This window comes from Bacillus sp. 1NLA3E (assembly GCF_000242895.2).
Lineage (GTDB): Bacteria > Bacillota > Bacilli > Bacillales > Cytobacillaceae > Bacillus_BU.
The window spans coordinates 3,238,621-3,262,155 of record NC_021171.1 but is presented as its reverse complement, the minus strand read 5'-3'; the positions used below and the strand labels follow the sequence as shown (position 1 = coordinate 3,262,155).

Genomic DNA, 23,535 nt, shown 5'->3' with positions numbered 1-23,535 from the left:
AAAAGATGAAAAATCGTTATAATGAAGTGGTAAAGGAACTTTCTGATAAAGAATTATTATTCCATCTGTATGGAACGCAAATTCTGCTTTTATCGATTTCTGCTATTTTAGCTTTTATATTGTTTGATAGTCTTCCAGATTTCGTACATTTATTTCAATGGAATGATCCAACAATTTGGTTCATTGGCGGAGGCGCTGGTTTAACAGTGGTAATGGTGGATTTGCTGTTAACAAAAGTACTTCCTGATCATTATTATGACGATGGTGGATTAAATGATAGAATCTTTCAAAACCGAAACGTTATCCATATCGCATTTATTGCTGGGGTTGTTGCCTTTAGCGAAGAGGTGCTATTTAGAGGGGTTCTGCAAACTCATTTTGGGCTTTTAGTTACCAGCACTATCTTTGCTCTCATTCATTTTCGTTATCTGTTTAACTGGTTTTTATTTATAAACATCATATTATTAAGTTTTTTTATAGGATATATTTACGCTTTTACCGACAACTTATCCGTTACAATTTTTATGCATTTCCTAATCGATTTTCTATTAGGGTTAGTGATTAGAATGAAACAATATAAAATAGACAGAAATGGACGGGATGTTCATGAATAAAGAGGATCCTTATCGACAAAAAACAGATTCTACACGGCTAAGAGTTGATCGTCCCGTGAGAGTTGATCACTCAAACATTGAGAGGAAAGTGGATGAAACAAGCTTACCACCGCGTGGAGAGCATCATCAGCAACGTAGAAGTAGAAAAAAAACGCAGGGAAAGCAAAGTTTTCCATTAATCCGGCTCCTTGTTTTGTTTTTTATTTTGCTACCTGTAACTATTTATGCTGTTTATAATTACCGGGATGTAATTTTTCCACATCAAAACAAGCAAGTCTTTGAGGAAAAAGGAGGATACGAAAGGATTTCGATTGATCACTCGGACTCCAAGAAAAAAGCCTCAAAGGAAACTACTAAAAAAGAAAAAGACGACACAACAACAGTAAAAGATAACACTACGTCTTCTACAGTAACCGAAACAGCACAAGCAGAAACTGTAACGACTGAAACAACACCAGCCGAAAACACAAATGTTTCCGATGCTACTTCAACAGGGAATGTTAGTACAGGTAATGTCGCACCTCCGCCAGTACAAAATGATTCAACCGAGACGAAACAGCCAACTAACACTGTTGAGTTCAAACAACATACTGTTAAAACGGGTGAAACTTTGTACAGGATTGCGATGAATTATTACCATTCCCAATCAGGAATTGAGATTATTAAACAGGCTAATCATATGAATAATAATGAAATTCATGTTGGACAAGTTCTCAAAATTCCTATCCAAAAATAAAGAAAAGCAATACTTATAACTCATAAGTAGTGCTTCAGGCTGTCGAAAAACTTTCGATAGTCTTTTTTTATTTTCATAATTTAATAATTAACCGCGTTAATCAGTTAAAACATTATTGAACAGCCTATTTATTAATAATGGTGTTATAACAAACTAACGCGATGAATCACTAAATATTTTTAGGCAAAATAATAGATGGCCGAGCGTCTCTCGACAGCCTGAGCACTACTTAGAACTCATAAGTAGTGCTTTTTTTGCAGATAGTTTCATACTTTCTAGGACAGGAACATAGAATGGTATTGGATGTGGAGGGATTAAGATGGAACAAACCATATTAATGTTGGATGAACGGACTGATCAGGCGACAAAACAAATGCTTCAAAATGTTGTGAAACGCAAAAAAAAATATGACCAATATAAAGCAAAGCATCTTTTCACCATGTCATGCACGTTATTCTTGTTATTTTGTTATTTCATATACTTATATTTCACTGTAGTAAATCCTTATTCATATTCATTCTCAGTGATGTTCTCCGCATACGTAAATAACTCTGCTAATTTTTATTTTCTTATTATCACCTTGGGGACATACGGACTAATGAACATCTTTCGTGAAAAAAAAGAAAAAGCTGAAAAGGAGTTTCATGCTTTAAGATGTGAAATAATCGATAAAAGTAAAGATTTATGGAAAAAGGAGGAGTCATGGACAAGCCGTCACCTTGTTTTCGAGATGATGAAAAAGACATTCGATATTAATCTCTACCACGAAAATAAATGAGGCTGATGTTTTGATGAGACATCTACTAAGTAGTAAATAGCTATATCATTGCGGTCAGCCCCATGCAAAAATGGATTAAAAAAATTGCTTTTTACCTTGTTCTTCTTTTAGTATCTCTACGGCTTCACGAAATCTTTGCGAATGGATAATTTCCCTTTCCCTTAAAAATCTAAGCCCATCGTTAAGATCTGGATCATCACTCATATTAATGATCCATTGATAAGTAGCCCTTGCTTTTTCTTCGGCTGCAATATCTTCATATAAGTCGGCAATTGGGTCTCCTTTAGCTTGAATATAGGTTGCTGTAAAGGGTACTCCTGCAGCATTATGATAAAACAGTGCTTTATCATGGTCGGCATAGTGACCGTCAAGCCCAACTGCAATAAGTTGAGCGGGCGTCGCATCCTTTGTGAGTTTGTAAACCATCGTGGCAATCATTTCCAAATGGGCCAATTCTTCAGTACCGATATCATTTAATAAGCCAATGATCTTATCAGGGATCGTGTACCGCTGGTTTAAATAGCGGAGTGCGGCTGCCAACTCCCCGTCTGCCCCACCATATTGTTCAATTAAAAACTTGGCTAACTTTGGGTTACAAGCACCTACCTTAACGGGGTATTGTAATTTTTTTTCATAAACCCACATATGGACAGTATCCTCCTTTTCAGTAGAGATAGACTCCAGCATGAATGATCTAGTCGGGGCTGGACAAACCACTTCGTTTTAGGTTTGACCCCAATAATCGAGCGCCTTCCGCGTTTATACTTGCCAAGGCCATGGTGCTTCGTTCCAATTCCATGGACAGCTTGAAAAACTATTTCCATACTGCATGAGTGGTCCAAACTGACTTTCAAACAATTTTTTTAACCTTTTTCTTTCCTTAGCATAATGATTGAACTGGGTAATAGATTCTTCATCTTGTGGATGAGTATCCAAATATAAAGTTAACTCGACAAGGACAAAATCAACTGCTTGAAGCTGTTCCAATAATTGATAATACTCAGGAGGGAGTTGTTTCATACCGGGTTATTCTCCTTTGCTCTTTCATATGGACTATACCAAGGATCATAAAACGGCTGCCATAATGTTCCTTTTTTTAAAGCTTCCAGAGGGGAGAATTGTGGGAAATTTGGTGGTTGGAATCCTAAATAAAGATTAGGTGGCGTTGAAAACGACTTAACAGTAATAGGTGGGCAAGGATCAAAGGGACTTACATAAGGATAGTAATTTTTTCTAATCGTAAACATAAAGTCCTCCTCAGTCTTGTGTCAATTAATTCTATGCAGATATTTTTTAATCATGTTCCTTAATCTAATGGTTTGTAAAAGGATTTAATGGAAAATCGATCAGATTGGTTTTTATAAGGGGATTTTTAATAGGTATTTGATGTACTATATATCTATAGAAGATTATTTCTTGAGAGGATGATAAATTATGTTTGTGAAAAGTATCATGATCCCCAAATTTAATTGTATTACAGCAAAGAGTGATGATACATTAAACAGTGCTCTTGAGAAGATGGAACTCCATCAAATTGATGGTTTACCTGTACTAAATGGTGATGAATATGTTGGGGTATTGACAAGATTCAATATATATCAGGGCTTCTTTTTAGGTAATCAAGCACGAGAGGACTACTTACAAAATACAAAAGCTTCCGAAAAGGTATCATTTCAAGAAAAATTTTTGACAGGAACTGAACTATTTGAAACAACTTTAATAGAGTTAAAAGATTTCCCGTTAATTTGTGTTGTTGATGAAAAACGCAGATTTAAAGGGATTGTAACTAGAGTAGATGTGCTTGAGCAATTTCAAAGCGCTTTTGGAATGAAACGGTCGGGAGTTAGAATTGCCTTCACATCCGCTGAAACAAAAGGAAGAATAGCAAGGTTAGCAGAAATTATTAGCTTATTTCATGAGAGTATTATTTCTTTTGTAACATTTGATGAAACAGATAAGCTCGTTCGTAGAATGGTCATGAAAATTGAAAAAAAGGATAATATCGATAAGTTTTTGCAAAAGTTGGAGGATTCAGGATTCCGTATATTGTCAATTGACGAGGATTAGATCTCTTTTAAAAGGAAAAATAAAAAAATCCCTTCATACAATAAAGTATGGGAGGGGTTTTTTTGGTAAACAGTTTTGTCCAACTAATTTTGGGTTTATTATGCGGGATCTTGCTAGTCAAATGGATGCCACTCTCTTATCCATTTTCAATAACAGAGATGTTTTTGAAATTTGTGTTATACCCATTACAATTTTTCGCATCTTCAATAGCATTTATCTTTGGAAGTATAATACATGGTACCTTAATAATGTACATATTCTCCATAACTCCCTCATCGATAAAAAAAAGGTCAAATTTAATCATTCGATTATTGATTCTACTAGGAGTTTTGATTAACTTTTTTGTGTTATGTAACATTGGATTTTGGCAGAGTGGATTTCTTTTATGTTTTTCTATCGTTTATGGTATGATTTCGGTAGTTTTTCAAGATTGATGGTTATAGGAGGAAATATGATTTTTGTTTATTTTTTGATTGGTTTTGGAATTTTGCTTCTTTTATATATGGCCAAAGAAGCATTTGCAAATAGACTTCTTTACCATACACTATTTTTCCCCGAGTTTCCTGAAAGCTTCGAGCAAGTCACGATTTTCTTTATTTCTGATATCCATCGCCGAAACGTATCTGATAAGATCATAACAAAGGCTGTTGGAAAAGCTGATATCGTTATTATTGGAGGAGATTTGACTGAAAAGGGTGTTTCCTTCAACAAAGTAAAAACTAATATTTTAAAACTTAAAAGAATCGCTCCAGTATTTTTTGTCTGGGGAAATAATGACTATGAAGTGGAACCTCACCTGTTGGATACAATCCTTTTGGATTGTGGCGTGAAAGTTTTGGCGAACACTGCTGTAAAATTTGAATCAAATTCAGGGGACTTGTTTAATCTGCTGGGAATAGATGACCTTGCTGAAGAACGTGACCGCCTCGACTATGCCCTGCAGGATGCTGAAAAGAATGGTTTTCGAGTATTGGTCAGTCATAATCCAGAGATCATTCATAAAATAAAGCCAGAGAACAATATCCACCTTGTATTAAGTGGTCATACCCATGGAGGCCAAATTAGAATTTTTGGCTATGGTCCTTATGAAAAGGGTGGAATTAAAAAAATAGGCAACATAACAGTATTCATAAGTAACGGTTATGGTACAACGGCTCTTCCATTAAGGCTAGGCGCAAAGGCTGAAACCCACCTAATTACCATTAAAAACCAAGAGAATCGCCAATATTGATCTCTTAACGGAAAACAAATCACCTTCTAGAAAATGTATCATACATTACCATAAGAGCTTTTGTTCACGGCAGGGGGCTGCGTCATGCGCTTGGAAAGATTGACTTACAATAAAATTAAATTTTTTTTAACATCTGATGATTTATATGACAGAGGTTTATCAAAGGATGATATATGGAAAGATTCTTTAAAATGGCATCAATTATTTCATGACATGCTTGAAGAGGCGAACGAAGAATTTGGTGTTGAAATCCAAGGAACGATTGCGGTGGAAATCTTCTCGTTACAGGCCCAAGGGATGGTTATGATCGTAACGATGGAGGAATTAGACGAAGAAGAAGAATCACTTAACGATGTATTTATTGAGATGCAGGTAACCGTTGAGGGAAGTGAAGAAATCTTATTCGAATTTTCCAGTATCGAAGAAGTTATCCAATTGTCTAAACGTTTTGCCTCAATGAATGTTAGTGGCGGAAGCCTTTATTCAATGAATAGTAAATACTACCTGTTATTTGAGGGTGTTGAATCAGATGATAAAAATAAAACTATTTCAGTACTAGCAGAGTATGGAGACCCTTCTTTGCTTAGTATTCATCGTTTAATAGAATATGGAAAACAAATTATAAAAGACAACACGATAGAAACCATTGTGACATTTTTTTAAAATAGGGGCAGCATGCCTCTTTTTTGTTTTTTAAATGCTAAGTCGGGGAAAACTTAGAAAAATGGGATGGGCAAAACTTTTTAGGAGGATTATCAATGGTAGCCGAGAATGGTTCTGAAGGTAAAAATACAGTAGAAAAACATGATGTATTAAAATCAACTCAAACTGTTATTCATAAAGCTTTAGAAAAACTTGGATATACTGAAGAGGTTTATGAGCTTCTCAAAGAGCCATTACGAATGATGACTGTTAAAATCCCGATTCGGATGGACGATGGTTCTGTTAAAATCTTTACCGGCTACCGAGCCCAACATAATGATGCAGTAGGACCTACAAAGGGTGGAATTCGCTTTCATCCTCATGTTTCGGAGATAGAAGTTAAAGCACTTTCAATCTGGATGAGTTTGAAATGTGGTATTGTTGATCTCCCATATGGTGGAGGAAAAGGTGGGATTGTTTGTGACCCCCGCGATATGTCGTTTAGAGAACTTGAAAGATTAAGCCGAGGTTATGTCAGGGCAATCAGTCAAATAGTCGGTCCAACCAAAGATATTCCAGCTCCAGACGTTTTTACTAATTCCCAAATTATGGCGTGGATGATGGATGAGTATAGCCGAATTGATGAATTTAATTCTCCCGGTTTTATCACCGGAAAGCCTCTTGTTTTAGGGGGTTCCCACGGAAGAGAATCGGCTACAGCAAAAGGGGTCACGATTTGTATTCGAGAGGCGGCTAAAAAGAAAGGCATTAAGATTGAGGGAGCTCGTATTGTCATTCAAGGTTTCGGTAACGCGGGAAGCTATTTAGCAAAATTTATGCATGACGCCGGTGCCAAGGTAATCGGGATTTCTGATGCTTATGGTGCACTTCACGATCCAAATGGTCTTGATATTGATTATTTACTTGATCGTCGCGACAGTTTTGGTACCGTGACAAAGTTGTTTAATAATACGTTAACCAACAAGGAATTACTTGAATTGGATTGTGATATTCTCGTTCCTGCTGCGATAGAGAATCAGATTACTGTGGAAAATGCTCATAATATTCGTGCAACCATTCTGGTAGAGGCAGCAAACGGGCCAACAACACTGGAGGCAACGGAAATTCTATCCGACCGGGGAATTCTACTTGTTCCGGATGTTTTAGCTTCAGCAGGTGGTGTAACGGTTTCCTATTTTGAATGGGTTCAAAACAATCAGGGTTATTATTGGACGGAAGAAGAAGTTGAGGAAAAGCTTGAAAAGGTAATGGTGAAATCATTTAATAATATATACGATACCGCACAAACTCGTAGGGTTGACATGCGATTAGCCGCCTACATGGTGGGAGTCAGAAAAATGGCCGAAGCCAGCCGGTTTAGAGGCTGGATTTAACGAAAAGCGGAAGCGGCTTGACCAGGGGCGACAGGCATAAGACGAATCTCGCAGGAGGCGTTAGCCTCTGGAGAGATTTGGCTTATGACCCCGAGCCCCTAGCCGCTGGAGCTAGACAAACGAAAAGCGGAAGCAGCTTGTTTATCGTTATAAGTGCTCTCCATTGAATAATCGCTAAAAATCTCCTATCATTATATGGGAGATTTTTTATATTAAACAAGACCGGTTTAATTAAAGGAGTGAGTGGTAACGATGCAACATGAAGATGTTATTATTATTGGCGGCGGTCCATGTGGACTTGCAGCTGCGATAGCCTTAAAGGAATCTGAAAAAAACCCATTAGTGATTGAAAAGGGTAATGTCGTTAATTCAATTTATCATTACCCGACACATCAAACTTTTTTTAGTACAAGTGAAAAGCTAGAAATTGGTGAGATACCATTTATTACCGAGGAATATAAACCTAGAAGAAATCAGGCCTTATCCTATTATCGAGAAGTAGTAAAAAGGAAGGAATTAAGAATAAACTCGTATGAAAAGGTGATCGGAGTTACTAAACGAGATGATACACAATTTTGTGTAGTTACTGATAAGCAGGAATATTTATCACCATATATAGTTGTGGCTACTGGGTATTATGATCATCCAAATTTTATGAAGGTACCAGGAGAAGATTTACCGAAAGTGGCACACTATTTTAAGGAGGCACATCCATATTTTGATAAAGATGTGCTCATTGTCGGCGGGAAAAATTCTAGTGTTGATGCAGCAATTGAGTTAGTCAAGGCTGGTGCCCGCGTAACAGTCGTATACCGAGGCGAAGAATATTCTCCAAGTATTAAACCTTGGATTTTGCCGGAATTTGATTCTTTAGTCCGTAATGGAGTAATTAGGATGGAGTTTCAAGCAGAAGTAAAGGAAATTACCAAAGATAAGGTAAAATATTTTGTTGGAAAAGAAGAAAAAGTAGTGCAAAATGATTACGTTTTCGCCATGACTGGTTACCACCCAGACCATAATTTCTTGAAAAATATAGGAATTCAAATTGAGGAAGAAACTGGTCGACCAGTGTTTAATCCTGAAACAATGGAAACAAATATTCCAGGCATTTTTATTGCCGGAGTCATTGCTGCGGGAAATAATGCTAATGAAATCTTTATTGAAAATGGCAGGTTTCATGGGACCCAAATAGCAAGGTCTATTTTAATGAAACAAAATCACTAAAATTTTGGCTGTGTTAAAGCTCAATGTAGATTTTTTGCACAATGTTGATTGGAATGGAAGGCGCGAAGACTCCTGCGGGAGCAGCGGGACAGGTGAGACCCCACAGGCGCTTAAGCGCCGAGGAGGCTCACCGCCCGCCCCGCGGAAAGCAAAGCGCCTGGAATGGAAATCAACATTCTAGTTTAAGCAGAGCCAAAATATTAAATAATTCACTTTATAAGTCCACTTCTTCATCCTCGAAGAAGTGATTTTCATTCTTGGTCATCCATGTTACGATGGAGGAAACAGAATGAAATGAGGACAGTTCATGCTGGGAATATTATCTGCTGGGATTGCTCCTGGTCTAGCACTGCTAAGTTACTTTTATTTAAAAGATCAATATGGCACAGAACCGATCTCAGTTGTTTTTAAAACCTTTTTGTTTGGGGCATTACTTGTATTCCCACTTGCATTCATCCAATATGTTTTAGAAACGGAGAATATTGTTCATTCGGGTATCGTACATGCGTTTTTATTAACTGGCCTTCTAGAAGAATTCTTTAAATGGTTTATTTTAATATACACAGTTTATCATCATGTTGCCTTTGACGAACCTTATGATGGGGTTGTTTATGGGGCATCCGTTTCACTAGGCTTCGCCACTGCTGAAAATATCCTTTTCTTGTTTGGTAATGGAATGGAGCATGCAATTAGCCGTGCTTTTTTACCTGTCTCAAGTCACGCCATATTTGGAGTCATAATGGGGTTTTATATTGGAAAGGGGAAATTTACTTCTCAGTCAAAGCGCAAATGGTTAGCTCTTTCCCTTATTATTCCATTTTTGTTGCATGGAATATATGATTATATTTTGTGGAATCAACAAAATTGGATGATAAAGATTTTTCCATTTATGATTTTTTTGTGGTGGTTAGGAATTCGAAAGGTAAAAAAAGCGAGAGCATTAAGTACTATACACTTCCAGAATCAATTTAAAATAAGGAAGTCGGAACTTTCTTAAATAAATAATATAATTATTAAGTTAAAATGATTAGTCTCATCGAGATTAATCATTTTTTTTTTTTGAAAAAGGGTGGAGCACTGCTAGGAAAACTTATTACATTTTGCATAAAAACCCAGTCACTACGAAAAATAGAATTATAAAAGATTATCATCTGGGGGTAACTTCAATGAAAAGGAAGTTTTTATCAATAACGTGTGTAGTGCTTATTATGCTTTTATGTCAAATTGTCCCTTTTTATGGAGCAAATAAAAAAGTTCAAGCTTTCTCGAGTCAGGTGATTCAAAAAGGTGCCGTAGGTGATGATGTAATTGAATTGCAATCAAGGTTGCAATACACAGGGTTTTATACAGGGAAGATTGATGGAGTCTTTGACTGGAGAACCTATTGGGCTGTTAGAAACTTTCAATATGAATTTGGGCTACCGATAGATGGGATAGTTGGTCATGCGACGAAGGTAAAATTGGCCAAAGCGTCCAAATATAATCAACAATTTGTAAAACAACAAATAAAGAAAGGAAACAATTTTACACATTATGGCGGAGTGGATTTAAAAAAGCAACAAAAACCAGCCAATCCAAATTCATCTTCATCGGCGAAGCGAGCACCCGCAAAGCCGGCACCGGCAAAACCAACGCCGGCAAAGCCGGCACCGGCAAAACCAACGCCGGCAAAGCCAAAACCGGTACCAGCAAAACCAAAGGCACCACCCAAGAAACCAACTGCAGCCAATACTCCAAATGGTTTTTCGCAAAATGACATAAAGCTTTTGGCTAATGCTGTTCACGGAGAATCAAGAGGAGAACCCTATATCGGTCAGGTAGCAGTTGCAGCCGTTATTTTAAATCGGGTCAATAGTGCCGCTTTCCCTAATACTGTTTCAGGTGTCATTTTTGAGCCAGGTGCATTCACAGCCGTCGCTGATGGACAAATCTATTTGACACCGAATGAACTCTCCAAAAAAGCTGTAATAGACGCAATCAATGGCTGGGACCCAACTGGGGAAGCTTTATATTATTTTAATCCCGCTACTGCAACAAATGGCTGGATATGGGGACGACCACAAATTAAGAAAATTGGGAAACATATATTCTGTAAATAAAGAGGTGAAACGCTTTGATTAGAGGGATAATAATTACCGTACTATTTTTAGGAGTCGCAGGGACATCTTATTGGGGTTATCAGGAACACAGAGAAAAGAGTGCGATTCTCATCAATGCAGAAAATAATTATCAAAGAGCTTTTCATGACCTTGCCTACCACGTTGATCTCCTGCACGATAAAATTGGAACGACGTTAGCAATGAATTCGAGAAAATCCCTATCACCCGCACTGGCAGATGTTTGGAGAATCACTTCTGAGGCGCATAGTGATGTAGGGCAATTGCCTTTAACTCTTTTACCATTTAATAAAACGGAGGAATTTTTGGCGAAAATCGGTGATTTCAGCTATCAAACCGCAGTAAGGGATTTAGATAAAGAACCGCTTAATGAAAAAGAGTATGGTGCACTACAAGGATTGTATAAGCAGTCATCCGATATTCAAAGTGAGTTAAGAAAGGTTCAACACCTTGTTTTGAAAAATAATTTGCGTTGGATGGATGTAGAAATGGCGCTTGCTACAGGGAAGGAAGCGGCTGACAATACCATTATAGATGGCTTTAAAACAGTCGAAAAAACGGTTCAAGGATACTCCGAAACAGATTTTGGCCCTGCATTTATCAATATGCAAAAAAAAGATGAAAATTATAAATATCTCAAGGGGAAAACAATTACAAAGCAAGAAGCTATTCAAATCGCAAAAAAATATGCAGGCTTGGGAGACAATGTGAAAACGCAAGTTGAAAAAAGTGGTAAGGAATCAGACTATGGATTTTATAGTGTGTCACTACTAGAAAAACAAAGTAAACAAGAGGCAAACATGGATATAACCAAAAAAGGAGGGTACCCGATTTGGTTTATCCTCTCGAGAGATGTCAAAACTCAAAGCATAGGTTTAAATGATGCAAGTAATAAAGCAATCGAGTTTTTAAAACAAAATGGATATCAAAATTTGGATTTATTTGAAAGTTCCCAATATGATAACATCGGAGTTTTTACTTTTGTTGGAAAAGAAAATGATATTCGTATTTATCCTGAAGCAATAAAAATTAAAGTAGCCTTAGATAATGGCCAATTGTTAGGATTTTCAGCAAATGATTATTTAAAGTCTCACCATACTAGGAAGATTCCGCAGCCAACGATAACGAAAGAACAAGCACGGACAAAAATGAATACAAATTTAAAAATCGAAGAAGATCGATTAGCGGTTATCCTAAATGATCTTAATAAGGAAGTTCTCTGTTACGAGTTTTTAGGAACACTTGGTGAAGACACCTATCGCATTTATATTAATGCTGGAACTGGAATTGAAGAGAAAGTGGAAAAACTTGAAAATGCAGAACCTGTTTATGAAAATGTATTGTAGGAAGAGCTATCTTGCTCAGATTGTCGAAAAAAGGTTATTTTTCATTTTGGCAGAACATTAAATGCAGATTTTTAATATGAGATGGTCCATGCTGAGGGACCTGTTGATCTCCGCTCCAATCAACAGGGGCAAATCAACCTAAAGAATTGCAACACACCTTATCCAACCTGGCTAAATGTGTTGCAATTTTTTTATGTTATGGCAGGCTGCAGTATGGAGAGCCTGTTTACTAACATTCTTCAATCCCCGTAACCGACAGTAGCGAGGCCCATGCATCTCTTTTGAGCCTGCGAAGTTTCGCTCAATTTTTCTTTACTTAACTTATAAAGTATTTTTCTACATTCAGGGTGTATTTTACTTACTAGAATTTACTTATTTTCTTTCTCTTTCTCCTTTTCTTTTAATGGTTTTTTTCCGTGTTTGATTCTATCCACTTCAATTGCCTAGTTTAAGTCATAAAAACATTCCCGAGTCTTGAATTTCAAACCTAAAAACAGCGTTAGGTGACGTTTGTTCTTATTTTCCTTTCTAATTAACGTTCAGAACGAATGCCATAAAGATAACCAATAAACATCATTTTAAAAAGAATAAGGGGATCAGTAGGGTGTCCGTTATCATCGCAATAATAAGGACGGACCTTTTCAAGAAGAAACGAAAAATAGATTTATTTGTCATTCAAGCGAAGACGGTGATCCTTTGCAACTAATTCATCAATATTCACAAATTCATATTCACTATTACTATTATTTATTGCTTGAGTGGAAGGTTTGCATAGGAACCACCCTGTTGATTGGAGTGGAAGGCGCGAAGACTCCTGCGGGAGCAGCGGGACAGGTGAGACCCCGCAGGCGCTTAATCGACGAGGAGGCTCACCGCCCGCCCCGCGGAAAGCGAAGCGCCTGGAACGGAAATCAACAGACCTATTGAACAACCTAATTAGTTTATCACTAAAGCGTTTAGGCGAAATAATAGACTGTCGAGAGTTTCTCGACAGCCTGAGCTATCTTGCTTTTCCTTTTTTTGCATCAAATGAATAAAAGCTTAGATAATATAACAATAATAATAGTAACTATTGATTATTGGAGCGAGAAAATGAAAACTTTTGAAAGAATTTTAATTAAGATCGTCATGGTTCAGTTTATTTTTTTAGTTCTAAGCCAAGTGGTACTTCACAAATTTCATGTGCTCCCAGAGTTAAGTCAATTGACGCAATACGAAGGGGTAACAGAAAATAATTTTTCACAAGTTCTTGAAACATTTAAAGGAAAGTAAGAAAGCAGAATTTAACCTGCTTTCTTTCCCATGGAAAGTAAACATTAAAGTATTTTTTTTATAAATGCTCAATAATAATTTCTTAGAATCAAACCATATTGTGTTAAAATATATAGGTGCATTTAATAAATGGTATATCTTCGTGGTAAGCAGGAGGAATTATGACTAAAAAGATTTCAATTGCAATTGACGGGCCTGCAGCAGCAGGAAAAAGCACCGTTGCAAAAATAGTAGCAGAAAATCTATCGTACATTTATATTGATACGGGGGCAATGTATCGTGCATTAACCCTTAGAGCTATTGAAAAAAATATTGATTTGCAAGATGAGTCATCCTTATTGGCCATCTTACATGATGTAAAGCTCACTTTGTTACCTGGGGAAAAAGGACAATTAGTTTTTCTTGACGACAAAGATGTTACAAACGATATTCGGACTTCAGCCGTCACTAATTCTGTTTCAATTGTGGCCAAACATCGACTTGTTCGGGAAGAAATGGTCGCAAGACAACAACAGTTTGCTGGAGACGGTGGTGTTGTAATGGACGGGCGAGATATTGGCACCCATGTTCTTCCAGATGCGGAAGTGAAAATATTTTTACTAGCTAGTGTGGAGGAAAGAGCCGTGCGCCGTCATAACGAAAACCTTCTTAAGGGTTTCCCTACCGATTTAGAAGAATTGAAAGAGGAAATTTCCCTTCGAGACAAGCTGGACTCTGAAAGGGAAACGGCACCTTTAAAAAAGGCAGATGATGCAATAGTAATCGATACAACATCGCTTTCCATCAATCAGGTTGTGGAAAAAATCTTGTCATGTGCCTATGAGAGGACTAGATAAATTTTGACCTTTTATTCATTTGCTAGATCTGTTTGTAAAATCATTTTAACCCCAATTTACAGGTTTGAAGTAATTGGAAGGGAAAATATACCCAAGGATGGAGGCGTGTTATTATGCACGAATCATATTCATGCTTTTGACCCTCCAATCGTAGGGATTAACACCCCACGTCCTGTTCTTTTTATGGCAAAGGATGAGTTGTTTTCTATTCCAATTTTAGGGAAAATCATTAGTATGGTTGGATCTTTTCCAGTGAAAAGGGGATTAAGTGATCGAGATGCTTTGAGAAAAGGGCTGTTTGTGCTTAAAGAAGGGCATGTCTTGGGATTATTTCCAGAAGGAACGCGGAGCCAGACTGGTGAACTTGGTAAGGGACTAGCAGGTGCGGGATTCTTTGCATTACGTTCTCGGGCAGAAGTGGTTCCTTGTGCGATTATCGGTCCTTATAAACTGTTCAAAAGACTAAAAGTTGTTTTTGGTAAGCCAATCGATTTGGAAAAAGCTAGAAATACAAAAATGTCCCCAGAACAAACAACTGAATTAATTATGGATGAAATTCGTAAACTGATAAATGCTTATAAATAGGTGTTCATGCTTGACAAAAACAGCTATTTATAAGAAGTTAGATAAAAGGGCTTTTTTTCAGAATATTTCAGCCTACATGTTTTCACGGTGATGATTTTATCACATCACATATACTTTGAAGCAGTCATTGGATTAAGGAGGAGTACATATGGTAGAAGATATGAATCAAGTTGAAGTTTCAAATTTTGAAGTTGGTGACAAAGTTAAAGGCCAAGTAACAAAAGTGGAAGAAAAACAAGTTCTTGTGAATATTGAGAACAGCAAATTGGATGGGATTATCCCAATTAGCGAACTATCTAGCCTCCATGTAGAAAAAGCGTCTGATGCGGTTGCAGAAGGCGATGATTTAGATCTTGAAGTCATTAAAGTTGAGGAAGAAGCACTAATCTTATCAAAACGTAAAGTTGATGCTGAGAAAGCATGGGATGATTTAGAAGCAAAATTTAATAGTGGAGAAGTTTTTGAAGCTGAAATTAAAGACGTTGTTAAAGGCGGCTTAGTGGTTGACCTTGGTGTTCGCGGGTTTGTTCCTGCATCACTCGTTGAGGCCTTCTTTGTTGAAGACTTTTCTGACTATAAAGGGCAATCGCTTGCTTTTAAAATTGTTGAACTTGATAAAGAAAAAAATCGCCTAATCCTCTCTCATCGTATTGTTGTTGAAGAGCAAAAAGGTAAACAAAAGCAAAACTTGATTGATTCCTTGGAAGCAGGTCAAGTTATAGAGGGTACAGTCCAAAGAATTACTGATTTTGGGGCATTTGTAGATATCGGTGGTGTGGATGGACTTGTTCATATTTCTCAATTATCACACCAACATGTTGACAAGCCTTCTGATGTTGTACAAGAAGGTCAGAGTGTTCAAGTTAAAGTATTAAGTGTAGACCGCGATAATGATCGAATTTCGTTATCTATTAAGGATACTTTACCTGGACCGTGGACAAATATTGCTGAAAAAGCACCAAAAGGTAGTACTTTAACTGGTGTGGTAAAACGAATTGTTTCTTATGGAGCATTTGTTGAAGTATTCCCAGGAGTTGAAGGACTGGTCCATATTTCACAAATTTCCCATAAGCACATTGCTACTCCACATGAAGTATTAAAAGAAGGTCAAGAAGTTCAAGTTAAAGTGCTTGAAGTAAGCGAACAAGACCAACGTCTTTCTATAAGCATTAAAGAACTATTAGAAAAAGAAGATGATCAAAACTTTGATTATGAATTGCCTGAGGAGTCAAAAGGTTTTCAACTTGGAGAAATGATCGGAGATAAATTAAAGAATCTTAAGAACTAATGGTGATAATGGTGACGAGATCAGAACGAAAATGGGATCATATCCGATACGCTTTAAAAACAATTCAAGAACGAAAAAACAGTTTTGAGGATATCACCTTTGTTCATCGAAGTCTCCCGAACAGTAGCTTAGACCAAATTGAATTATCAATAAAAATTGGTGAACTTTTGTTGAGTTCACCAATTTTTATAAATGCTATGACGGGTGGCGGGGGTGATCGTACCTTTGAAATCAATCAGAACTTGGCGATCGCCGCTAAAGAAACAGGCTTAGCAATGGCGGTTGGTTCGCAAATGGCTGCCATAAAAGATAGTAAGGAAAAAGAAACTTATAAAATTGTTCGCAGAATGAATCCAAATGGAATCGTCATCGGAAACCTCGGCTGGGAGGCCACAGTTGAACAAGCAAAACTAGCTGTTGATCTCATTGAGGCAAATGCCATACAGATTCATGTTAATGCCATCCAAGAATTAACGATGCCTGAGGGTGATCGTGATTTTCGCGATGCATTATTAAGGATAGAAGCCATAGTTAACCAAGTTGGTGTCCCTGTCATTGTGAAAGAGGTTGGATTTGGAATGAGTAAGGACACCGTCCATAATTTAGCTTCAATCGGGGTGACCGCAATAGATGTTGGCGGAGCTGGTGGGACTAATTTCGCAAAAATCGAAAATGAACGCCGGAAACAGCCCTATTCATTTTTTAATGATTGGGGTATTTCAACACCTGCATCTATTGTTGAAGCAAAGGAATGTAAAATCCCCGTTACTATTATTGGTTCTGGAGGAATCCAAACAAGCATTGAAATTGCTAAAGCGATTGCTTTAGGTGCAAATGCAGTGGGAATGGCTGGATCATTTTTGAAAATATTATTGGAAGAGGGGATAGAATCCCTTATTCAAGAGATTAGGAATTTACATGATGAGCTTTCTGTCATCATGACTGCTCTTGGGGCCAGTACAATCGAGGAAATACAGACTGTCCCTGTGGTACTATCCGGTGAAACATACCATTGGCTTAGTGAACGAGGTATCAATACAAAACAATATAGTCAAAGAGGCTGACCTACAATTGGTCAGCCTTTTTTGTAGTAAATATTGAAATTAACTATATTTAGAGTCGTTTAGCTTTCTTGCTTCTTCGGGACTTTCGAGCTTGGTTGCTCCAGGATAGTGAAGTGCTTGATCACGATCTGATTCGAGCCTTCTGCTAGCCTTTAATTTTTTTTCTTGGCGATCTTTGCCCATGTAAACCACCTCCTACCTCTTAACATGAATCAAGGCTGAAAGTTTCATTCACATATGAATGAATTACATAAATTCAACCGATAATGGAAATGTTAGGAGGTAGTTAGACAATGGAAGGAATCGTTTTTTATTGGGTAGCCTGGTCCTTTTGGGTAATGGTCACTTTTTTTACAAAGAAATCATCAAATTATCGCTTCAAGGCAAGTTTTTGTATTCTTGTACTTATCATCCTAAAGCCATTCGATATTATGTTTATGGATTTGAAAATAAATTCGGCTATTATATTCCTTTATTTGTTTACCTTGTTTCAAGTTATGATGTTGAACAGAAGGGCTAATTTTTATATTTTCATTACTTCTTTTATTGTGATGTTAGCTTACGATAGTTTCCTTTTATTTGAATTATATGATCCGGTTTGGGTTATGTTTAACCGCAATTGGATGATTGCTTTACTTCTTGTCTATTTGTGCGTCTTATTGCATTCAGATAGGGTGCACCGCTTTTATACAGTGTTAATTGGAGTTGCACAAGGAGAATGTTTGTATTCGATGATTTTAAAAAAATTAAATTTTTCCTATCCCATCGGAACAGATTTATTTTTTGATGCAGTAGCAGCGGTTCTTGCACTATTATTTCTTTGGATTTTAATTGAATCAGTGCTGGTAATGGTTGAACATCATACGAGTCAGCAGAGAAGGGGGCGGGAGAAATCCACATAAATCAATATACATGGCCGATTGCATTTGGAGTGATGATTGGAACAATTAGTAGAATTTATATGTTAAAAACCGATTATCGTCAGTACCCAACCTATTTGCATGGGAAAATAATCCACATTGCATTAGGGTTTATTGCCGCAGGTCTTGGAACAGTGGCCATTCCTGCAATATTAAAGGAGGATTTTACAGCCATTACCTTTCTGACTATTGCTGCTTCACAATTCCGTGAAGTTAGGAATATGGAAAGAAATACTTTAACAGAGTTAGATGGATATGAAATGGTACCACGAGGAAGTACATATATCGAAGGGATCGCCATAGCGTTTGAAAGTAGAAATTATCTGGTCATCTTAACGTCATTAGTAACTACGTTGGGCTATTTAGTTTTTAATATTTGGGTGGGACTTGCTGCAGGAATCATTTCTATTTTAGTTTCTAAATCGCTAATGGCGGGAGGGAAAATAAAAGATATAGTGGATATTGAATATATTCAACCCAGATTTGATGGTCCTGGTCTTTTTGTTGGGAATATTTATATTATGAATATTGGTATAGAAAAAAGGCGGGAAGAAATATTGAAATACGGTATGGGTTTTATCCTTAAACCAAAAAATTTTAATGCTAGGACCACGATTGCTAATCTGGGGCAACGACAAGCCATCCTTCATGATGTCTCAACTGCATTAGGTGTTTACAGGGACTCAGGTACACCAGCTCTTGTTCCGCTAGCAAAAAGAGACTTAGATGATGGAAGGATAGGAGTGTTCGTCCTGCCCCAGGAAAAAAACATTGAAAGAGCAATTGACATTATTGGAGCGGTGCCTACCTTAGAGAACGCCATAAGGATGCCCACGGAAAGAAAAACTGGGAAATCTTAAGGGGAATATAAAAAGATGACGGTGGAAAAAATGATGATGGAAAAAACTATATTGGCTGTTGTTACTACAAAAATAAATAAAGTATCTTTTGGGGCTACTGTTTTTCATTGTGATACAAAAGAAGAAATGGAACATATTGGTGCAAGCTTGGAAGCAATTCTTGATGGAATCGCTCATGCTCTTTCAGAAGATTTACTCATAATCGTAAAACATTGAGGTCGAAATCCAATGTTTTCATTGCTTGGAAGTTTTCTCTTTGTTAAACTATTGAAGTTAGACCCTTCTATTTTTTTAAGAAGGGTTCTTTTCATACTTTTAAAAAGTATAGAATGTTTAACTTAGATGAGTGTCTAGCTCCAGCGCCCAGCGCCTAGTGTACTTCACTCTCCTCCCTACGATAAGTCAACATCGGATCGCTTCCGCTCTCCGTGTTTCCTTTATCTCAGTCGGAGAGCTCCAGTCCATACGTCGCTAACCGGGCGCTTGCGCTTTTCTCATATTTGGTATAATTAATAATTATTGTCATAATGAAATTAGGCAAGGAAAAGAAAGGGTGGTTTTTTTGGTAAAACCAGTTGTTGCCATTGTTGGGCGCCCGAATGTTGGTAAGTCAACAATTTTTAATCGCATAGTCGGAGAACGAATTTCAATTGTAGAAGACATTCCCGGTGTAACTCGTGACCGTATTTATAGTTCTGCAGAATGGTTAACTCATGATTTCAATCTTATTGACACAGGCGGAATTGATATCGGTGATGAACCGTTTTTAGAACAAATTCGTCTTCAAGCAGAAATCGCCATCGATGAAGCAGATGTTATTATTCTGATCACAAACGGTAGAGAAGGGGTAACAGCGGCAGATGAAGAAGTTGCAAAAATCCTTTACAGATCAAAGAAGCCGGTTGTTCTAGCTGTTAATAAAGTGGACAACCCGGAGATGAGAGAACAAATATATGATTTTTACTCACTAGGATTTGGTGAACCAATAGCTATATCTGGTTCACACGGCTTAGGCCTCGGTGATCTTCTTGATGAAGCAGCAAAGCATTTCCCTAATAAAAAGGATAAAGACTATGATGATGACATTATCAAATTTAGTTTAATTGGAAGACCAAATGTCGGGAAATCATCACTTGTTAATGCTATTTTAGGGGAAGATCGTGTAATTGTCAGTGATATAGCAGGTACCACAAGAGATGCAATTGACTCAGGTCTAACGTATAACGGACAAAGATACATGATTATTGACACTGCAGGGATGAGAAAAAAAGGAAAAGTATATGAAAGTACAGAAAAATATAGTGTCCTGCGAGCATTGCGAGCAATAGAGCGCTCCGATGTGGTTCTAGTGGTTCTAGATGCAGAAGAAGGAATTATTGAACAGGATAAAAAAGTTGCCGGTTATGCCCATGAAGCGGGTCGTGCTGTTGTAATAGTCGTCAACAAGTGGGATGCAGTTGAAAAAGATGAAAAGACAATGAAGGAATTTGAGACAAAGATCCGTGAACAATTTTTATATTTAGATTATGCACCGATCGTTTTCCTTTCCGCCAAAACAAAGAAGCGGATTCATACATTAATTCCAATGATTGATATGGCTAGTGAAAACCATTCAAAACGGGTATCGACTACTGTATTGAATGATGTGATTATGGATGCCGTCGCAATGAATCCAACCCCTACAGATAAGGGTAAACGTTTAAAGATTTATTATGTGACGCAAGTTTCAGTTAAACCACCGACATTTGTTGTATTTGTAAATGATCCAGAATTACTTCATTTTTCTTATGAAAGATTTTTAGTAAATAGAATTCGTGATGCCTTTGGATTTGAAGGGACACCTATCAAAACCTTTGCTAGAGAAAGAAAATAAAAAAGGGTGTGATTTTGATGAAACGAAAGAGGGAAAAGGTGGCAGTTATTGGTGCTGGTAGTTGGGGGACCTCATTATCAATGGTTCTTGCTGATAACGGTCATGAAGTTCGGCTTTGGGGACATAGTGAAGCACACATCGATGAGATCAATCAAACCCACACGAACCAAAAATACCTACCTGGGGTTCAGCTTTCTGATGTTATAGTGGGCTATTTCTCGCTAACAGCTGCATTAGCTGGAGTTGAAACCATCGTTTTAGCAATACCAACAAAGGCCATAAGAGAAGTGATCCGGAAAATTGTTGAATTCAGATCAGAACCATTAATGATCGTTCATGTTAGCAAAGGGATTGAGCCAGATACATTGCTTCGTATCTCAGAAATTATTGAAGAAGAAATGCCAAAATCCTTATTAAAAGATGTTGTTGTCCTATCCGGTCCGAGTCATGCAGAAGAGGTTAGCCTCCGTCAGCCAACAACCGTCGCGGTATCATCAAAAAATATGGCCGCCGCCGAAGTCATTCAGGACTTGTTTATCAACAACAATTTTCGTGTCTACACAAACCCAGATATCGTTGGGGTAGAAATTGGTGGAGCGTTAAAAAATATTATCGCTTTAGCTGCTGGTATTTCTGATGGTCTTGGATACGGTGATAATGCAAAGGCTGCTTTAATGACAAGAGGTTTGGCAGAAATCGCTAGACTTGGAACAAAGATGGGCGCCAATCCACTAACTTTTTCGGGTTTAGCTGGGATTGGTGATTTAATTGTAACCTGTACAAGTGTTCATTCACGGAATTGGCGAGCTGGTAACTTGCTTGGGAAAGGCCAAAGCCTTGATGAAGTATTAGCTAATATGGGGATGGTTGTAGAGGGTGTCAGAACAACCAAAGCCGCACATCAGCTGTCAGAAAAATACCATGTAAGCATGCCTATTTCAAATGTACTATATGATGTCCTTTTTAATAATCTAAATTCAAAAAATGCAGTTGATTCATTAATGGGAAGAGTAAAAACATACGAAATGGATGATTTGGTAAATATTTTGGATGAAAGATTAAATGATTAGATTAATTTTTAAAAAATAGGCATTTGATGATACGATTTTTATTTATTTGCATACAATGCATCGAAACAACTGGTAAATTGAACCGGTGTTTTGGGTGATTTAGTCGCGTAGACTGAAGTAAAGATTATGCCCCATCTTTACTTCAGTTTTATTTTTTTATTTTGAAAATTCTCTTTAATGAAAACGTGTGATATAATACATTTCGAACAAAGGAGTGTTGAGAATGTCACCGTCTTTAGTTAAAATGTGGATTTCGTTAGCTGGCATGGGTTTTATGTTTTTGTCTCTTATTTTTATTTATTTTAGTCGCTTTAAGCTTAAGGGTATATTCCGGATTTTTACTGCTATTATAGCGTATGCTTTAATGATAATGGCGGGCCTCCTCATTTTATTTGTGGTTCTAAGCGGACCAACGATAGATTAAAATACATAGATTGTAAGGGTTGAGAAGATGAAAAAAATCATTTCTTTTTTCTTAATTGTACTAGTAAGTTCACTATTATCTGGATGCATGTATCCTGAAGATGAATTGGCGAAAAATCAAGTTCCCTACGAGGATCAACTAAAGTCTGTGCAATCTGCTGTAAACCAATTCAGTGCAGCAAATGGCGGGATTTTGCCGATCAAGACAAAAAAAGTTGATACTCCGATTTATCAAAAGTACCCAATCGATTTCAAAAAAATTGTCCCTGCCTTTTTGGCGGAGACTCCTGGAAACGCATATGAAAGTGGAGGGATTTTTCAATATGTCCTTGTTGATGTTGAGAAAAGCCCAACAGTAAAATTATTGGATTTAAGAATGGCAGAAACGATTCGTGAAATTAAACTTCGAATTGAAACGCAAGGTTATCCTCCCTATAAAGATAAGCTAGGAGATAATATATTTTCATTGAATTTCAAAAAGCTAGGGTATAAGGAGGAGCCGTTTGCGGTGAGTCCTTTTACGCAGAAAAATCTTCCTTTTATTGTGGATGGGAATGCCGAAATCTATGTGGATTATCGTAGTGATTTATTTGAAAAACTCAAAAAAACAGATCGAGTATATAAACAAGGGGATGATATAAGAGATCTTCTTGTAACTGATTCTCCTTTTGTTCCGTCCTATTCCTTGCCCTATACCATCGATGAAAAGACGAACGAACCAATCTTTTTAGAAAAATAGTAGTCATAACCCTTTTTCTACAAAATATATTGTAGGAGAAGGGTTTTTTTATTTTTGGCTGTGTTAAAGCTCAATGTTGATTTTTGCACAATGTTGATTGGAGTGGAAGGCACGAGGACTCCTGCGGGAGCAGCGGGACAGGTGAGACCCCACAGGCGCTTAAGCGCCGAGGAGGCTCACCGCCCGCCCCTAAGGTGCGCGAGTGCCTGGAACGGAAATCAACATTCTAGTCTAACACAGCCTAATTTTGTGAGAACCAACAAAGAGAAGTCCATTCCCTAGGATGCTTTTTAAACACCAATAATAGTAAATGAGTGTTGGAGATTTAAGGCAAGGAGGTAAAAAATTAAACAAAACAGTCATAAGATGGTAGGACAACATCATAAACATATATTGTCTAATAGTATCTTATAGAAAGTTCAACAATAGGATAATATTTCCCACTAACTCAAGATT

At 37.3% G+C, this 23,535-nt stretch carries 27 protein-coding genes and 2 pseudogenes; 23 read left to right on the top strand and 6 right to left on the bottom strand.

Features of this window, described 5'->3' with window-relative positions:
* Nucleotides 1-5: 5 nt before the first annotated feature.
* From B1NLA3E_RS15575 to B1NLA3E_RS15565, 3 genes are all read left to right on the top strand, one after another.
* The gene (locus B1NLA3E_RS15575) at nucleotides 6-614 is read left to right on the top strand and encodes a CPBP family intramembrane glutamic endopeptidase (protein WP_015594791.1); all 609 of its coding nucleotides are present in this window, start codon (nucleotides 6-8) and stop codon (nucleotides 612-614) included.
* Nucleotides 607-1,350, top strand: a complete 744-nt coding sequence (locus B1NLA3E_RS15570) for a LysM peptidoglycan-binding domain-containing protein (RefSeq protein ID WP_015594790.1) — start codon at nucleotides 607-609, stop codon at nucleotides 1,348-1,350. The genes B1NLA3E_RS15575 and B1NLA3E_RS15570 overlap by 8 nt, the downstream gene beginning before the upstream one ends.
* Before the next feature lie 319 nt (nucleotides 1,351-1,669).
* A complete protein-coding gene (locus B1NLA3E_RS15565; RefSeq protein ID WP_015594789.1) occupies nucleotides 1,670-2,128 on the top strand; it encodes a YpbF family protein in 459 nt (152 codons plus the stop codon).
* 75 nt (nucleotides 2,129-2,203) lie between these two features.
* Here B1NLA3E_RS15565 and B1NLA3E_RS15560 read toward each other — a convergent pair whose 3' ends face one another.
* From B1NLA3E_RS15560 to B1NLA3E_RS15550, 3 genes are all read right to left on the bottom strand, one after another.
* Nucleotides 2,204-2,773: a manganese catalase family protein gene (locus B1NLA3E_RS15560; protein WP_015594788.1), complete on the bottom strand. Its 570-nt coding sequence runs from the start codon at nucleotides 2,771-2,773 to the stop codon at nucleotides 2,204-2,206.
* A 114-nt stretch (nucleotides 2,774-2,887) separates the two neighbouring features.
* Nucleotides 2,888-3,148, bottom strand: coding sequence for a spore coat protein CotJB (locus B1NLA3E_RS15555; protein ID WP_015594787.1), 261 nt, complete (start codon nucleotides 3,146-3,148; stop codon nucleotides 2,888-2,890).
* Nucleotides 3,145-3,375, bottom strand: coding sequence for a spore coat associated protein CotJA (locus B1NLA3E_RS15550; protein WP_015594786.1), 231 nt, complete (start codon nucleotides 3,373-3,375; stop codon nucleotides 3,145-3,147). The genes B1NLA3E_RS15555 and B1NLA3E_RS15550 overlap by 4 nt, the downstream gene beginning before the upstream one ends.
* Nucleotides 3,376-3,562: 187 nt before the next feature.
* On the opposite strand from B1NLA3E_RS15550, the gene B1NLA3E_RS15545 reads away from it, so the two are divergent.
* From B1NLA3E_RS15545 to ypeB, 8 genes are all read left to right on the top strand, one after another.
* A complete protein-coding gene (locus B1NLA3E_RS15545; protein WP_015594785.1) occupies nucleotides 3,563-4,195 on the top strand; it encodes a CBS domain-containing protein in 633 nt (210 codons plus the stop codon).
* A 451-nt stretch (nucleotides 4,196-4,646) separates the two neighbouring features.
* The gene (locus tag B1NLA3E_RS15535) at nucleotides 4,647-5,426 is read left to right on the top strand and encodes a metallophosphoesterase (protein ID WP_041580595.1); all 780 of its coding nucleotides are present in this window, start codon (nucleotides 4,647-4,649) and stop codon (nucleotides 5,424-5,426) included.
* An 84-nt stretch (nucleotides 5,427-5,510) separates the two neighbouring features.
* Nucleotides 5,511-6,089 carry a genetic competence negative regulator gene (locus B1NLA3E_RS15530; RefSeq protein ID WP_015594783.1) on the top strand — a complete coding sequence of 193 codons (579 nt, stop codon included), beginning with the start codon at nucleotides 5,511-5,513 and terminating at the stop codon, nucleotides 6,087-6,089.
* A 95-nt stretch (nucleotides 6,090-6,184) separates the two neighbouring features.
* Nucleotides 6,185-7,462, top strand: a complete 1,278-nt coding sequence (locus tag B1NLA3E_RS15525) for a Glu/Leu/Phe/Val family dehydrogenase (protein WP_015594782.1) — start codon at nucleotides 6,185-6,187, stop codon at nucleotides 7,460-7,462.
* A 252-nt stretch (nucleotides 7,463-7,714) separates the two neighbouring features.
* Nucleotides 7,715-8,686, top strand: a complete 972-nt coding sequence (locus B1NLA3E_RS15520; RefSeq protein WP_015594781.1) for a YpdA family putative bacillithiol disulfide reductase — start codon at nucleotides 7,715-7,717, stop codon at nucleotides 8,684-8,686.
* 307 nt (nucleotides 8,687-8,993) lie between these two features.
* Nucleotides 8,994-9,683: a glutamic-type intramembrane protease PrsW gene (gene prsW, locus B1NLA3E_RS15515; RefSeq protein ID WP_015594780.1), complete on the top strand. Its 690-nt coding sequence runs from the start codon at nucleotides 8,994-8,996 to the stop codon at nucleotides 9,681-9,683.
* Between the two features lie 169 nt (nucleotides 9,684-9,852).
* Nucleotides 9,853-10,785, top strand: a complete 933-nt coding sequence (gene sleB, locus B1NLA3E_RS15510; protein ID WP_015594779.1) for a spore cortex-lytic enzyme — start codon at nucleotides 9,853-9,855, stop codon at nucleotides 10,783-10,785.
* 14 nt (nucleotides 10,786-10,799) lie between these two features.
* Nucleotides 10,800-12,149, top strand: a complete 1,350-nt coding sequence (ypeB, locus tag B1NLA3E_RS15505; protein WP_015594778.1) for a germination protein YpeB — start codon at nucleotides 10,800-10,802, stop codon at nucleotides 12,147-12,149.
* 183 nt (nucleotides 12,150-12,332) lie between these two features.
* On the opposite strand, the pseudogene B1NLA3E_RS26040 reads toward ypeB, so the two are convergent.
* Both B1NLA3E_RS26040 and B1NLA3E_RS25685 read right to left on the bottom strand, forming a co-directional pair.
* Nucleotides 12,333-12,458: pseudogene (locus tag B1NLA3E_RS26040) on the bottom strand (transposase); the annotation flags it as partial.
* 226 nt (nucleotides 12,459-12,684) lie between these two features.
* Nucleotides 12,685-12,870, bottom strand: a pseudogene (locus B1NLA3E_RS25685) (IS5/IS1182 family transposase); the annotation flags it as partial.
* A gap of 371 nt (nucleotides 12,871-13,241) precedes the next feature.
* On the opposite strand from B1NLA3E_RS25685, the gene B1NLA3E_RS15500 reads away from it, so the two are divergent.
* The 5 genes from B1NLA3E_RS15500 to fni all read left to right on the top strand — a co-directional run bounded on the left by B1NLA3E_RS15500 (nucleotide 13,242) and on the right by fni (nucleotide 17,194).
* Nucleotides 13,242-13,421, top strand: coding sequence for a YpfB family protein (locus B1NLA3E_RS15500; RefSeq protein ID WP_041580594.1), 180 nt, complete (start codon nucleotides 13,242-13,244; stop codon nucleotides 13,419-13,421).
* A gap of 161 nt (nucleotides 13,422-13,582) precedes the next feature.
* A complete protein-coding gene (gene cmk / locus B1NLA3E_RS15495) occupies nucleotides 13,583-14,257 on the top strand; it encodes a (d)CMP kinase (protein WP_015594776.1) in 675 nt (224 codons plus the stop codon).
* 3 nt (nucleotides 14,258-14,260) lie between these two features.
* Complete coding sequence (locus B1NLA3E_RS15490; RefSeq protein WP_015594775.1) at nucleotides 14,261-14,842, top strand: lysophospholipid acyltransferase family protein; 582 nt, start codon at nucleotides 14,261-14,263, stop codon at nucleotides 14,840-14,842.
* A 148-nt stretch (nucleotides 14,843-14,990) separates the two neighbouring features.
* Nucleotides 14,991-16,130, top strand: a complete 1,140-nt coding sequence (gene rpsA, locus B1NLA3E_RS15485; RefSeq protein ID WP_015594774.1) for a 30S ribosomal protein S1 — start codon at nucleotides 14,991-14,993, stop codon at nucleotides 16,128-16,130.
* A gap of 11 nt (nucleotides 16,131-16,141) precedes the next feature.
* A complete protein-coding gene (gene fni / locus B1NLA3E_RS15480) occupies nucleotides 16,142-17,194 on the top strand; it encodes a type 2 isopentenyl-diphosphate Delta-isomerase (protein WP_015594773.1) in 1,053 nt (350 codons plus the stop codon).
* A 39-nt stretch (nucleotides 17,195-17,233) separates the two neighbouring features.
* Here fni and B1NLA3E_RS24170 read toward each other — a convergent pair whose 3' ends face one another.
* The gene (locus tag B1NLA3E_RS24170; protein ID WP_015594772.1) at nucleotides 17,234-17,377 is read right to left on the bottom strand and encodes a YpzI family protein; all 144 of its coding nucleotides are present in this window, start codon (nucleotides 17,375-17,377) and stop codon (nucleotides 17,234-17,236) included.
* A gap of 110 nt (nucleotides 17,378-17,487) precedes the next feature.
* On the opposite strand from B1NLA3E_RS24170, the gene B1NLA3E_RS15475 reads away from it, so the two are divergent.
* From B1NLA3E_RS15475 to B1NLA3E_RS15445, 7 genes are all read left to right on the top strand, one after another.
* Nucleotides 17,488-18,096 carry a YphA family membrane protein gene (locus tag B1NLA3E_RS15475; protein ID WP_015594771.1) on the top strand — a complete coding sequence of 203 codons (609 nt, stop codon included), beginning with the start codon at nucleotides 17,488-17,490 and terminating at the stop codon, nucleotides 18,094-18,096.
* A complete protein-coding gene (locus B1NLA3E_RS15470) occupies nucleotides 18,093-18,974 on the top strand; it encodes a YIEGIA family protein (protein WP_041580593.1) in 882 nt (293 codons plus the stop codon). The genes B1NLA3E_RS15475 and B1NLA3E_RS15470 overlap by 4 nt, the downstream gene beginning before the upstream one ends.
* A gap of 30 nt (nucleotides 18,975-19,004) precedes the next feature.
* Complete coding sequence (locus B1NLA3E_RS15465; RefSeq protein ID WP_015594769.1) at nucleotides 19,005-19,190, top strand: capping complex subunit for YIEGIA; 186 nt, start codon at nucleotides 19,005-19,007, stop codon at nucleotides 19,188-19,190.
* A 346-nt stretch (nucleotides 19,191-19,536) separates the two neighbouring features.
* Nucleotides 19,537-20,847: a ribosome biogenesis GTPase Der gene (gene der, locus B1NLA3E_RS15460; protein WP_015594768.1), complete on the top strand. Its 1,311-nt coding sequence runs from the start codon at nucleotides 19,537-19,539 to the stop codon at nucleotides 20,845-20,847.
* A 17-nt stretch (nucleotides 20,848-20,864) separates the two neighbouring features.
* Nucleotides 20,865-21,917: an NAD(P)H-dependent glycerol-3-phosphate dehydrogenase gene (locus tag B1NLA3E_RS15455; protein ID WP_041580592.1), complete on the top strand. Its 1,053-nt coding sequence runs from the start codon at nucleotides 20,865-20,867 to the stop codon at nucleotides 21,915-21,917.
* Between the two features lie 223 nt (nucleotides 21,918-22,140).
* Nucleotides 22,141-22,341, top strand: coding sequence for a DUF2768 domain-containing protein (locus B1NLA3E_RS15450; protein WP_015594766.1), 201 nt, complete (start codon nucleotides 22,141-22,143; stop codon nucleotides 22,339-22,341).
* Nucleotides 22,342-22,368: 27 nt separating this feature from the next.
* On the top strand, nucleotides 22,369-23,079 hold the full coding sequence (locus B1NLA3E_RS15445; RefSeq protein WP_015594765.1) for a hypothetical protein: 711 nt from the start codon (nucleotides 22,369-22,371) through the stop codon (nucleotides 23,077-23,079).
* Nucleotides 23,080-23,535 lie beyond the last annotated feature (456 nt).